General features: G+C 38.6%; 10 protein-coding genes and 1 riboswitch. All 10 genes read right to left on the minus strand.

The genetic code is table 11. The annotated features are described in order from the left end of the window. Nucleotides 1-8: 8 nt before the first annotated feature. The 10 genes from FGD67_RS03145 to FGD67_RS03190 all read right to left on the minus strand — a co-directional run bounded on the left by FGD67_RS03145 (nt 9) and on the right by FGD67_RS03190 (nt 13,201). Nucleotides 9-833 carry a LytTR family DNA-binding domain-containing protein gene (locus FGD67_RS03145; protein WP_257173656.1) on the minus strand — a complete coding sequence of 275 codons (825 nt, stop codon included), beginning with the start codon at nt 831-833 and terminating at the stop codon, nt 9-11. Continuing rightward, nucleotides 830-1,903, minus strand: coding sequence for a sensor histidine kinase (locus tag FGD67_RS03150; protein WP_257173657.1), 1,074 nt, complete (start codon nt 1,901-1,903; stop codon nt 830-832). Before FGD67_RS03150 ends, FGD67_RS03145 begins: the two co-directional genes overlap by 4 nt. 118 nt (nt 1,904-2,021) lie before the next feature. Next, nucleotides 2,022-3,143: a phosphotransferase gene (locus FGD67_RS03155; protein WP_257173658.1), complete on the minus strand. Its 1,122-nt coding sequence runs from the start codon at nt 3,141-3,143 to the stop codon at nt 2,022-2,024. A 45-nt stretch (nt 3,144-3,188) separates the two neighbouring features. Next, nucleotides 3,189-3,860, minus strand: a complete 672-nt coding sequence (pnuC, locus tag FGD67_RS03160) for a nicotinamide riboside transporter PnuC (protein WP_257173659.1) — start codon at nt 3,858-3,860, stop codon at nt 3,189-3,191. After that, nucleotides 3,860-4,126 (minus strand): hypothetical protein, encoded by a 267-nt coding sequence (locus FGD67_RS03165; protein WP_257173660.1) that lies wholly within the window; start codon nt 4,124-4,126, stop codon nt 3,860-3,862. The genes pnuC and FGD67_RS03165 overlap by 1 nt, the downstream gene beginning before the upstream one ends. Before the next feature lie 132 nt (nt 4,127-4,258). Further along, a complete protein-coding gene (locus tag FGD67_RS03170; RefSeq protein WP_257173661.1) occupies nt 4,259-6,394 on the minus strand; it encodes a TonB-dependent receptor in 2,136 nt (711 codons plus the stop codon). 138 nt (nt 6,395-6,532) lie between these two features. Further along, nucleotides 6,533-6,648, minus strand: a riboswitch (TPP riboswitch). Nucleotides 6,649-6,770: 122 nt separating this feature from the next. Continuing rightward, nucleotides 6,771-7,139, minus strand: coding sequence for an HIT domain-containing protein (locus FGD67_RS03175; protein WP_257173662.1), 369 nt, complete (start codon nt 7,137-7,139; stop codon nt 6,771-6,773). Nucleotides 7,140-7,254: 115 nt separating this feature from the next. Next, a complete protein-coding gene (locus FGD67_RS03180; protein WP_257173663.1) occupies nt 7,255-10,353 on the minus strand; it encodes an efflux RND transporter permease subunit in 3,099 nt (1,032 codons plus the stop codon). After that, a complete protein-coding gene (locus FGD67_RS03185; RefSeq protein ID WP_257173664.1) occupies nt 10,350-11,645 on the minus strand; it encodes an efflux RND transporter periplasmic adaptor subunit in 1,296 nt (431 codons plus the stop codon). The genes FGD67_RS03180 and FGD67_RS03185 overlap by 4 nt, the downstream gene beginning before the upstream one ends. Next, complete coding sequence (locus FGD67_RS03190; protein ID WP_257173665.1) at nt 11,642-13,201, minus strand: efflux transporter outer membrane subunit; 1,560 nt, start codon at nt 13,199-13,201, stop codon at nt 11,642-11,644. Before FGD67_RS03190 ends, FGD67_RS03185 begins: the two co-directional genes overlap by 4 nt. Nucleotides 13,202-13,525 lie beyond the last annotated feature (324 nt).

The following is a 13,525-nucleotide window of genomic DNA, read 5'->3' on the forward strand; positions in this document are numbered from 1 at the left end:
ACGCTGCGTTAAGCCACTACCGCTTTTTTGACTTTTTCTTTATAACTGCGACTAACTTTTAACTCTTTGCCATTGGTCATCACTAAATAATATTCGCCATTGAGTTGGCTGCAAAACTTATCAATGTAACTTTTGTTGACAATAGTTGAGCGATGACTACGTAAAAAACGCCGAGGATCTAAAATTTCTTCAAGTTGTTTCATGGTTTTTCGCAAAATATGGGTATTATCGTGGGTATGTACACACATATAATCACCAGCAGCATCTATCCATAAAATATCTTTGACCGGTACTCTACTGACTTCACCTGCATCTTTAATCGCTAAAACGTCAGAGTAACTTGAAATGCTAACCGGCTCGTTATTTTCTAATTCCTGCAAAATTTTATCACAGTCATTACCAGTAACATCACTGACTAAACGTATCAGTTTCGATTTATGTATCGCATTGACTTCACTATTAATGCTCAAACGTATTTTGTCTAAGGTTTGTGCCAAACGCTGCTCGTCGGCTGGTTTGAGCAAATAGTCCTGAGCATGGACTTCAAAAGCTTGCATCGCATATTGGTCAAAAGCGCTAACAAATACCACCATAGGCAATGATAAGCCCTGCTCGATAATCGCCTCAACAACTTCAAAACCGTTTAAGCCTGGCATTTGAATATCAAGAAACATCAGATCCGGTTGATAAGCCCTTACAGCTTCAACGGCTTCTCGACCATTGGTGCACTGCGCAATAATGTCGATATCTTTATGATCTTCCAAACGCACCGCAAGGCCTTTTCTTGCTAAGGGTTCATCATCAACAATAATGGTAGAGAGCTGCTTGCTCATACTGGATGGCCAACTTCATAGGGAATTCGTATACTGATTTTAACACCAGTTGGTACATTGTTGGCAACAACTAAAGAAAAATCATTCTGATATAATGCTTGCAAGCGTTCACGGGTATTGACTAAACCAACACCATTTTCACGAAATAAATTACCATTTTTAATTTCTGCGCCGGGGCCATTATCCGATAATTCAATTAGTAAATCATTTGCAAAACGATAGACAGCAACCTTAATTTCTCCGCCTTGTTCTTGTACCGCTACCGCATGTTTAATAGCATTTTCAGCTAACGGCTGCAAGATCATGCTAGGCACTAATGCCAATTTACAATCGCCAGCAATATCAAAATTAACCTGTAAACGTTCTTCAAAGCGCACTTGCTCTATATCTAAATAAAGCCTTAATGCCTGCAACTCACTGTTCAGTGTTACCCGCTTCATTGGGTCTTTATCTAAAGAGTAACGTAAAAACTCACTTAATTTAGTTACCATAGCATTCGCGGTTTTATTCTCTTTTACTAAGATTAAAGTTGAAATTGCGTTCAAGGTATTGAACAAAAAATGCGGGTTAAGTTGATAACGCAACATTTTTAGCTGCGCTTGATGAGCAACAGTATTCGCACGTAAGACATTTTGTTTTTCTTTTTGCAGCATTTGGTAATATTTAGTACCAAAATATAGGCCGCTCCAACTTAAAATAATGAAGAATGATAACAGGCTATTTTTTGTATAAAACAACCAAAAATCAGGTCGGTAGCCATGTTTATATATTTCCCAATAATTGATATTTTTAACTACTTGCCATAACACGCCGGTGCAATAGGAAGTTAATATAACCACAATGGCAATTTTTAACGGGGTAAAATTCCAAATACGGCGATAAATATATCTTAGCGGTACGGTGAATAGCCAACCAGCGTAGGCATTTAGTAAAATGATGATCAGAAAAATATCACGTAAATCGTGCAGTAAAGAACCTAAGTAATGCACCAAGGCAAAACCACACCAGCCAGCAGTATGTACCAACCAAAATAAGCGATTTCTGTTTTCAATAAACTCTTTCCAATTCACACAATATAACCATTTAATAATCTTAGGTTAATTATGCGCTAAGCACGCTATTCTAGCACTACCACTAGTCGTAGGATCTAGGCACCTTATCTCATTTCACTGAGTGGGAAGAAACTTATTAGAATTGGTATAACTCAGGATAGCTTTTTGCCAGCAGCTGCAGTTGCTTAAGTGCCAAGTTTTTGTATTTTAGTTGCTGTCGAGACTGATACGCTACAAAGTACCATAAGCCATTGATTAAAATAGACAAGTCATAGTAACACGTAACCAACTTAGATGATAAGCTCTTAACATTCATCAGCTCAACGGAAGAATTGTCGACAATTTCATGGGCATTCCCCTGTTTATTTAACGCGGTTAATCCCTGCAGATAAAGCTGATAAATGATCTCAATTTTATTGGCTTCAATGCCGTTTACCGCCATCATCATTGCTAAATCATATTCGATAGGTGCAATACAAGCACATTCAAAATCCACCAATAAATAGTCATGAGTATTGGGTGAACTAAGGTTATTTTTAACGAGCAAAACATTACTAAAATTAGCGTCACCATGACAAAATACTTGCCTGATATTACCCGCTTGCTCATTAGCTTTGTTAAGGTTTTGCATTAATTTTTTAGATAGCTGTTTCAGTTGTTGGTTTTGCTGGTCGCTGAGTTCAAGCTGCTGCAATAAATCATCTATCACTGCTGTAACATTAAGTTTAGGTAAGGCTGATAACTTATCTTTCTGCTTTCTTATCGGCTTGAGTGACGTAGCCCCTGCCGAGCTAACTGCTGAGTTGAAAGTCAAATGACTTGCTTTATAAAAGACGCTATCAAGTTGCTCATTGTGATGCTGACTATCACTGTGCTCATCAATTTGATGACATTGAGCTAACATGGTGAGCATGAGTGTTATCTTTTCATTTTCAGATAAGTCAGCTGTATTAAGCTCCTGAGCAACTTTAAATTCAGTAACTAACCAGTTATTACCGGCATAAACTACCTTGGGTGCAATGCCATAAAATGCAGCTATCTGACTAGCCGTGGTTTCAACATAGCTACCAGTGAGATATTTGGCAAAATAGCGCTGGTTTGTATCATCAACTTGAAAGCAGGATTGGCTTAATCCTACGTCAATAACAGCAATGTTATCGATTGTTAGTGAATTAAAGCAAGGTAACTGGCATAGCTCTAGCGCGAGTTTTTTGTGCGTTTCATCTAATATCGGCATATTCTCATGGTCAAGGCTCAAAACAATTTCCTGTCAAACTCGATTAAATTAAACTAAAGCTGCCACTTATCCGGTCACAGAATGGCGACTATAGAGTTCAGACTGATCTTGGTTAAATTGTAATTTATATTGCTTACGCCATTGCCAATAACCATAACCCGCCAGCACAACATAAACGCTAAATAGTGCTGCCGTAGGCACAAGTGATTTTTCGATATAGAGATAAATTGAAACAAAATCAATGACAATGAAATATAACCAATTCTCTAGTACTTTTTGCGTCACTAAATAGGTAGCAAATACCGCAAAAACGGTTGTTGCACTATCAAGATAAGGGAAATGTGCCGGTGTATAGTTTGCTATTAACCAGCCTAAAGCTAAAGATAGTAGCGTTAAAGCTAGAATAATGCTGCTATGTCGTTGTATCGTCCATTGGCTATAAAGCAGTGCTTTAGCGGTGTTTTTTTTACTTTTGATATTTTTCTGCCAACAAAACCAACCATACACCGCCATCAATAAATAATAGAGTTGTAAAGCACTGTCCATCAATAAATAGACATCATAGAAAATGACGGTATATAACACAGTGCTCAAGATAGCCGCGGGCCAACACCATATATTGCCTTTTGCTGCCAGCAGCACATACAACAAAGATGCTGCAACAGCAATCAGCTCTAATATTGGCAAGGTGGTAAAATAATTTACTATTTCATTGGCTGCACTGATGGAACTTGCCATTATGACTCGGCTTCAACAACAGATCGGTCACCACCAATAAACTTACAAACAAATACTGCAGCATTAAGTGTTTGATGAACATGTTTAATTTCCGCCATAACATGGTTAGTGGCCAAGTCGTAGTCGCCAAATACTTGTGTACTCATGCCATTGGTAATTACATTCAGTCCTTCAACCAAGCGTAAACGTTTAATAAAGGTCCAAATTTCAGTTTTAAATTTTTCTTCTGCAAGCGGATATAGACTAATTTCAATTGATACTTTCATGGTTTTACTCTTTCCTTCACATTGCTCTTAATCATTTAGCGTGCTTTGCTGAGGCCAGCGTTCAACAAAACACACATTTTTAATTTAAAATAAGTTCACTAAATACGTTAAGTTATGGCTTAACTTAGCAAATTAAAAATTATAATCTACGGTTACACCAACTTGTCTTGGCGCGCCGTAACGGACATATTTCTTTGCAGTCCAGTCTAGGTCAGGTTCATTACCAAAGAAAAAGCCGCGCGTTGCTACTTTTTCATCAGTTAAGTTTCTCGCCCAAAGTGAAACGGACCAATCAGAAAATTCATAAGCTATTTTAGCATTCAGTAAGTTTGAACTTGCCGCCTTTTCACTGTGACTATCTGAGAAATAAAATTCGTCTTTACCTGTCCAGTTTATATTTGCCATCAGACCGTCATCATTACGATAAGTGGCACCCAAACTAAAAGTATAGTTAGGTGCATGTGCAAGCTCTCGACCTGAGATATCGATATTTGCGCCATACTTATCTTGATAAGCATAGTCATCATAAGTTGCTTTTAAATAGCCGATAGTAGAATCAATCGATAAATTATTGCTAACTTGGTATTTTAGTTCAAGCTCTAAACCATAGCTGCTTGAGCTTGTCGCATTAGCTGTGTAAATAGTAAACTGCTGAGGCTTATCTGGATTTTGTTGAGAAGCGTTAACTTGTTGGTCTTTACGGTCCATATAAAATACCGCTAGACGACTGCTTAAGGTATTTTCTAATAAAGTTGATTGCACACCAAACTCGTAGTTAACCAAAGTTTCTGTATCAAATTCTTTATATTGGCTTAATTGCGCTGGTAAGCCCATATTAAAGCCTCCCGCTTTATAGCCTTGCGCGATACGGATATAAGCAGATTGTTCGCTGTTTATCGCTTTACTTAAAGCAATATGACCACCCCACATAGTTTCAGAAGGGTCAAACTTGTCACCCACGCTATCTGAATAGTCTGCTGAGCGATTTTCAATACGTAAACCTACAGACAGCTGATGCCCATAAGATAAAATACTATCTAGTTGAGTGAATACAGCATAGTTACTGGCTGAGTATTCAGAGTCAACAACCTCATCTGGCCAACCATTATATGACGAGTCTAAATCGTTACTTTCATCAAGCTCACTGATATAAGCGCCTACCAGCCATGCTGTTGTATTATCAAAAATACGAGACGATTCATTTGAGGTCAACCTAAATTCTTGCGACCATACATCTCTTTTTGCCGTTTTGTTCCAGAGATAGTTATATTCACAAGGAGCAGCAACATCGTCATCGATACACGACTTACTAGCCCAGTAATCATCATTAGCCCAGTCACCGTCATAACCGTGTTGATGTTCAGTCGTGGTGTAACTAGTGATAGCATCAAAGCTAGCAAAAGATAAACCGTTATAACTAAACTTTAACGCTGCACCGTGAGATTTTTGTTTATCAACACCAGGATCGTCAGTAGTGGTATCAAAGCCATTATTATCGAGTGTCCAGGCATCAAAACCATTGTCGTTATCAGCAAATAGATAGGTAAAATCGATATTAAGATCATCACTGGCAATGTAACGCAGTTTAAACTTACCAGAGAACTCATCAATTGCATTGGTATCATCTTTATTAAGATAAACGTTATCTCGATAGCCATTTTGTTGATGCTGCTCTACTGAAACTCGATAACTCAGCTTGTCAGTAATGGCACCAGCGCTATAACCCGCTAGGTTAAATAAATCGTCATTACCTGCTGTGGCTTTAAAACCATGCTCTGGTGTTTGAGTAGGATCGTTTGATTTGATATATATCAGTCCCGCCAGTGCGTTGGCGCCATATCGAGCACCTTGTGGCCCTCTTAAGACTTCAACTTGCTGCACGTCGTACATTGACGCAGCCATTCCCAAACCGGAGAGGTTAATATCATCAACGATAAAACCAACAGATGAATTTGGCGCACCACGATATTCTGAACGCTCCCCGACACCGCGGATTTGTAAGTATTTTGGACGAGAAGTTCCGCCAGAAAAGTTTAAGTTGGCAACACTATTAATTAATTCTTCAAAATGTTGAATTGCTTGATCGTTAATTTGTTGTTCACCAATAATAGCCACACTGGTTGGAGCTTGCGCTAAAGGTTGGTTATTAAAACTAGAAGTGACTGTTATGCGTTCAATGTCATCCACTGAGTTGCTTTGAGCTACGCTCGATAAAGATATTAAAGCTGTTGTAATTGCTATCGATATAGAAGATTTAGAAATGTTCATTATGATCTCATAAATTCGATTAAGAATATGTTATGGGATCCGGCATGTGGGAAGTTAGAGAGCTGCTCAGTAACAAACTGTAGAATTATCATTGCTTGCAGCTATGCTAACAGCAAAGTGTAATTTTACAGAATGATAGGCGATTAGCGTAACCATTCCTACGCCGGTACTATCCGGTTCAGGTTCTAAGGGTTCGCTTCGCATCTCAGCCATTAAAAATCGTTAACGATTTCCAGGCACCCCTTGGTTCGATATGCATACTAACAATATTTATTTAAATGTACAGTGTAAAAGCTGAATTTTACGCTATAAGTTAGATTTGATTATCATTAACTTAATTACTGTCAGCGTTAAATTATCTACGCTAAATTAAAGCTTACTTAGGCGCTAACATTCGCCCTAGCGGTTGACCACCCACTAAATGCATATGAATATGATAAATTTCTTGGCCGCCATCTTGGTTACAGTTCATGATCAAACGATAACCATTTTCAGCTATGCCCTCTGCTTTTGCCAATTTTTTTGCAACTGTGAACATTCGGCCAATAGTTAACTCATCTTCTGGCTCGATATCATTAACCGTTGGTATAAGTTTGTTAGGGACAATTAAAATGTGACTTTTTGCTTGTGGAGTAATATCACGAAATGCTGTCACGAGTTCATCTTGAAAAAGTAACGGAGCTGGAATTTCTTGGCGAATAATTTTGGAAAATATGGTTTCTTCTGGCGCTTTATTATCAGCCATGATTTAGCCTTATGCTGTGGTTGTATTTTCTTGATAGTTTAACGATTGTGAAGCGAATGACAAAGTAAAATGTCATCCGCTTGAGTAATATTATTTAAACTAAGTTACGTATTGGCTAACTTAACTGATTAACTAACTTTTCTTTACTACGAGAAGTTAAGCTTTTCATGTCTTCAACCAGTAAGTAATTTACTGGCACCAGTATCAAGGTGATAAACGTTGCGAAGATAATACCAAAACCCAGTGAAACCGCCATAGGTATTAAAAACTGTGCTTGTGTCGCTTTTTCAAACAATAGTGGCATTAAACCAATAAAGGTGGTTAATGAGGTCAACATAACAGGCCGAAAACGTGATTGAGCTGCCATTAATACCGCATCATGTGCTTTCTCTCCTAAACGTACTTTAGCATTAATAAAATCCACTAAAACTAAACTGTCATTAACCACCACCCCTATTAAGGCCATTAAGCCCAATAAGCTCATAATGGTTAAATCCATACCCATGATCCAGTGGCCAACAATCGCGCCAATAGCGCCGAACGGGATCACTGACATTACGATAAGTGGCTGTACATAAGATTTAAATGGTATCGCCAACAAACAATAAATAATGAAAAACACAAATACCAAACCCCATGCAAGGCTACTAAAAGAATCGGCTTGTTCTCGTGCTTCACCTTCAAGGCTATACGACACCCCAGGGTATTTGTTCATTAATTCTGTTAGAAATTGTTTAAGATCGGCATTTAGTATCGTCATATTAGTAGTGTTTTTATCAATATCAGCCGTGACATTAACAGTTCGATAGCGATCAATACGTTTAATGGCCGAAGCACTTTTACCCGGTTTTAATGTCGCCACATGTGACAGAGGAACTTTGCCGCCAGTCGGTGTATTAATCAACATATCATTGAGTTTTGAAATCGACTGCCGTTCTGATAATGGAAAACGTAACATCACACGTACATCATCACGTCCGCGCTGAATACGTTGTATTTGTGAACCAAAATAAGCATCCCTGACTTGTCGAGTTACCCAAGCATTGCTCATACCCATAGCGTAACCTTGTGCCGTGAGCTCTATTTGTAACTCTTCTTTACCGTTAGATAAACTATCCGCGATTTCAAATGCCGTTGGATAAGTGCGTATTCGTGCTTTAACTTCTTCCGCTACTTTTTCTAGGGTTTTTAAATCTGTCGCTGAAAGTTGAATATCGATAGGATCACCACCTCGTCCAAGTTCAGCCCTGAAGGTAACACTTTCAGCACCTGGCAGCGGACCTATGAGCTCTCGCCACTCTTTAACTAATTGTGCGGTACCGATACCACTGTCATTTTCATCTGCTGGTACGATCTCAAAACGCACTCGACCTTTCTCTTCGCTGGTGATCGCTAAAGTATTTAAGATAATACTTTCACCATTTTCATCACGATATTTATCTTGTAATATTTTTGCTGCTTTAGACATTTTATCAACGTAGGCATCAACCACATCAAAGCTAGTGCCTACCGGCATCGTAATATTGCCACGGGCTGTTTCACTGGCTATACGAGGAAAGAACACAAAGCGTGTCCAACCACTCATAATAAACGCAAGGATCAAAATAAACACGCCAACAAATAACGCTATAGTGGTTAATCGATTTTTAATTGCCAACGCTAATAAGGGTTTGTAATATTTTAAGATCGCATTTTCAAAACCGTCGGCGAAACCTTGCTGCCAAACGCTAAACTTTGATTGTTTAGTGCTTTCGCTACGTAAACGTAATGACTTTAAATGTGAAGGTAAAACAAATTTGGACTCTATTAAGCTAAACAACAGGACTGGAATAACAATTACCGGAATTTGCGCAAATAACGCTCCACGTTGCCCTTCGATAAAAGCTAAAGGTAAGAAAGCGGCTACCGTAGTCAAAATACCAAAGGTGACCGGCGTTGCCACTTCTTCAGTGCCTTTGATTGCGGCTTCAAGACCACTAGAGGCGGTCTGGGTATGACGATAAATATTTTCACCGGTGACTATGGCATCATCGACAACAATACCAAGTACCAATATAAAACCGAATAAACTCATGATATTAATTGAAATATCAAAAAATGGCATAACAATAAACGCACCCATAAAGCTCACAGGAATACCGATAGATACCCAAAATGCAATTGAAGGACGTAAAAATAAGGTCAGTAATAATAAAACTAAAAAGCCACCCTGTAGGGCATTAGTGATCAAAGTATTAAGACGGCTTTTGACAATCTCAGAATCATCATCCCAGTAACTTAACACAAAGCCTTGTGGCAAGGTGTCTTGGCGTTCATCAATATAGTTTTTTACCGCATCAGCGACATCAATAGCACTTTGATTGCCGATGCGAAAAACATCAATTAGTGCTCCTTGTTGGCCATTAAAGCGCGCCCGTAAAGGTGTTTCTTCAAAACCATCATTCACTTGCGCAATATCTTCTAAATATAGAAAAGTACCGTCGGTATTAGTTTTGATCACCACTTTTTCAAATTCATCACGTCGATAAGCTTGACCAATATTACGTACTAAAACATCACCACCGTCAGTACGAACGTTACCCGCTGAAATATCAACAGAGCTGTTACTGATAGCGGTGGAAATTTCAGCAAGGGTTAGTTGGTATTGCTCAAGCTTGCTTTGATTAACATCGATACTTATTTCATAATCACGCACAGCATCAAGTGCCACTTGTGTTACTTGCGGTAAGCGCAATAAGTCATCACGAACTTGTTCAGCAAATTCGCGTATTTCTTTTTCACCATATTCAGACGATATGGTCACTGAGATCACATCACGAATACGCTGGGCGATAGCAATAACCGGTTTTTCTGCATCTACTGGAAAGGTGTTGATGGCATCAACTCGACTTTTAATATCCGCGAGTAAATCACGAACATCGGTTGATGAGTCAGCTTCAATACGCACCGTTGCAGCCCCCTCAACTGAAGTGCTAGTAATTTCTTCAATGCCTTGTAAGTCTTGCACAGCTTCTTCAATACGAATAGCAACACCTTGCTCAGCATCTTCAGGTGTTGAGCCCCGCAATACTACGGTAACATTGACAATTTCTGATTCAAATGAAGGAAAAACTTCTAATGGAATACTGCTTTTTACTGAAAATATACCGGCCAATAAAATGCTTATCATCAACAAGTTCGCCGCGACATGATTTTTTGCAAACCAAGCTATCATGACTCAGCTCCTTGAGTTTTTTCAACTCGATCCTTACGCTTGTCAGCCCCCTTGTTTTTCCCTTCGGCTTTATTGCTTTGATTCATTCGCTTTTTAGGCTTACTCTGAGTGGTAATATCTTGGCCATCAATACTACTAACATTAACAATAGTGCCCGAGGTTACCTGTCCTAGTGGCGTTAGTACCAACAGTTGATTTGTCTCTACGCCTGTTTTGATCATCGCCACTTCATCATTTTGCCATGCAATAGTAATATTTTTTCTTTTTAATAAGTTATCTTCAACGACATAAACATAGCTACCTTGATAAATAGCTCTATTAGGGATGGTTAACGCTTTTTTGATAACCTTACCAGCAATTTTTGCACTGACATATTGACCAATTTTTAATGGCATGCTGTCACTATCATTTTTGCCATAAGGGTCATCAATTTGGGCGACAACAAATAACTGTTGTGATGCTTCATCAAAAGCACCTTCAGTTCGAACCACTTTACCGAACCAACTTTGACGAGTAGCAAGATCGGAATATATAGTTACTGCTGGTTGATCCTGAGTAGTTTCATCTTCAAAGCGGCTGTTCTCAGGTAATATCATGTAAGGTAGATCTTTATTTTTCAGTGGTAAGCGAATTTCAACATAATCAACCGCATAAATTTCAGCTAATTCAGTGCCGACACTTACTACTTGCCCGACATCGACTGATTTATTTAAAATTCGGCCAGTATATGGCGCAACAATATCACTACGCTCAAGCGCAAGCTTAGCTTTCGCTAAACTCGCTTGTGCTGATAAAACAGTTGCTTGTGCTGCTAACAATTGTGGCTTACGCAACACAAGATCAGGTGCTTGTTCACTATTTCCCAAACGCTGCCAGTCTTGTTTTGCTTGTTCAACACGCGCTTGCTCTTCACTTAAGTTTTGTTTAGCGCTGAATAAACTTGCTTGAGAAATTTTTACTTCGGCGAGTAAATCTCGTTGATCTAATTGTACTAAAATATCACCTTGCTCAAAAAAACCACCGGCACGAAATTTTGGACTAATACTAATAATTTGCCCTGAAACTTGCGGTAAAAGCTTACTTTGCGTGCGCGGTTGAATGGTGCCATAGCTATCAATGGTGAGCGCTAAATCGCTACGGGTTAATTTTTGCACTTGCACACTCAATTGTGGTGTAGCACTTGGTCGCCCGCGTTTTGCTGTTGGTGGGTTACTGCTGACAATATACGCTGCGAATACCAATGCAGATAAAACCATAATAGGGAGTAGTTTTTTTATTTTTATTGTCATCATTTATCCATGCTTTTTTGGTGAGTGAACGATGCTGGTAATAAGCTCTTTACACTCTTAGACTGTTGCTGTGCTTGATAGCTGTTATTAAGATAATTGCCACCTAAAGCACGGTAAATTTCAATGCGATTTTGCAGTAACTGGTTAGTTAATTGGATCACGATAGTTTGTGCGTCAAAAGAGCGGCGTTGCGATTCGAGCACTGTGGTGTAAGTCACTAAACCACGTAGATATTGATCAAATGATAGTTTTTCCGCCGCTAAAGCATTGTCTTGTGCGGTTAAATAATAAGCATAACGTTGATTCAGAGAATCTCGTTCACTGATGCTATTTTCAACTTCAGCAAAGGCTTGATAAACCTGTTGTAAATATTGCTGCTCTTTTTGTTCAACCGTTAGTTTTGCTTGTTGTTCAAGCGATTCAAGACGACCTGCATTAAATAAAGGGCTTGTTATACTACCAATGAGTGACCAGGCTAATGCACCACTATCAAGTAGATTACTGAGTTGATCACCGTTATCACTGACACTGGCATTTAAATTAAAACTTGGAAAGCGTTGCTTATGCGCGACAGCTAAGCCGGCATCTAAGGCTAAAAGCTCTAACCAATTTGCTTGTATATCAGCACGACGAGTTAATAGTTGAGCAGGTAAGCCAAGTTTAATTTCATCATTAATTAATGGCAGACGTTGCTTACTCAATTTTTTCGCTAGCGGATAGTCACCCAGCAGAAGTTCAAGTGCCCTACTGCTAACTTTAAGTGTTTGTTGCTGCTCAGCAACACGCGCAAGCTCTTGATTAACTGTATTCTTAGTTAGGTATACATCAAGCGCATCATTTAATCCCAGTTGATACGATGATTGGATCATGGCTAAATGATGTTGCAAATTATCTGCACGTTCTTGATATAAATTAAGTAGTTGCTGAGCTTGGATTAAATCAAACCACGCTTGGCTAATACTGGCCACTAGATTGAGTTGGTTTTGTTGAAAATTTGCTTGGGCTGCAGCGTAATTCAATCGACTCTGGTTTTGCTGATCAGACAACTTACCCCATAAATCCAGCTCATAACGTAAGTCGAGACTGAGATCAGCGCTGCTTTGATAACTTGTTGTATTATCATCCACTTGTTTACGCCTTGAACTGTCTAATGACAGAGATAATTCAGGAAAATCTGTTGCTGTAGTCACTTTTAAGCGCTCTTTAGCAAGTTGGACATTAAGGCGATCGGCATTTAATTGAAAATTATGCCCTAATGCGTGTGCGATAATTTGCTCTAAAGCCTGATCATTAAAGCTTTTTAACCAACCGTCTGAAACTGCACTTGCTGTCGAAAATTGTGTTGGTTGTGCTTGCCATTGCGCGGGCATATTTCGCCCGATAGTATTTTTTGCCTTATTGTCGGCTAAACCACTGGGTGTACTACAAGCGCTGAGCAAGACGGTAAGTAAAGCGACAGCAATAGAATTGAATTTTATAGGTGCTATTTTCCTTAACCTTTGACTAGATTTTCTTACGTTATCTAACTCGTTTATAGCTCTATTTGAACGAACTCTCAAAATCTTCCCTCACAAATACAATTAACATCATTTTAATTAGGCCATAACTCAGCATAATAGACGTGCAAAAAAGCAAAAAAAAAACTTATATTACAATCTAAAATTAAAAAACTATTAAAGTGTTAATACATTTTATTTATCAATATCATAAGTTTGACTAAATCAAGGTAAGTTTATGTCCTTAATTACGGGTTATTAGTGACAAACTTACGCTTTTTTATTCTAGATAAAAATCAATAACCTGCATACAGGCAATGTTGATACGAGCAAAACTCGTGACATTGACGTATATAACTTATTCTGAGCTTTGCTTAACTATAATAT

This window comes from Colwellia sp. M166, from assembly GCF_024585285.1.
In the GTDB taxonomy this organism is placed as follows: domain Bacteria; phylum Pseudomonadota; class Gammaproteobacteria; order Enterobacterales; family Alteromonadaceae; genus Cognaticolwellia.

Coding starts and splice junctions, on each gene's coding strand:
- FGD67_RS03145 (WP_257173656.1), bottom strand. CDS start 833: ATGAGCAAGCAGCTCTCTACCATTATTGTTGATGATGAACCCTTAGCA.
- pnuC (WP_257173659.1), bottom strand. CDS start 3,860: ATGGCAAGTTCCATCAGTGCAGCCAATGAAATAGTAAATTATTTTACC.
- FGD67_RS03165 (WP_257173660.1), bottom strand. CDS start 4,126: ATGAAAGTATCAATTGAAATTAGTCTATATCCGCTTGCAGAAGAAAAA.
- FGD67_RS03170 (WP_257173661.1), bottom strand. CDS start 6,394: ATGAACATTTCTAAATCTTCTATATCGATAGCAATTACAACAGCTTTA.
- FGD67_RS03175 (WP_257173662.1), bottom strand. CDS start 7,139: ATGGCTGATAATAAAGCGCCAGAAGAAACCATATTTTCCAAAATTATT.
- FGD67_RS03180 (WP_257173663.1), bottom strand. CDS start 10,353: ATGATAGCTTGGTTTGCAAAAAATCATGTCGCGGCGAACTTGTTGATG.
- FGD67_RS03185 (WP_257173664.1), bottom strand. CDS start 11,645: ATGATGACAATAAAAATAAAAAAACTACTCCCTATTATGGTTTTATCT.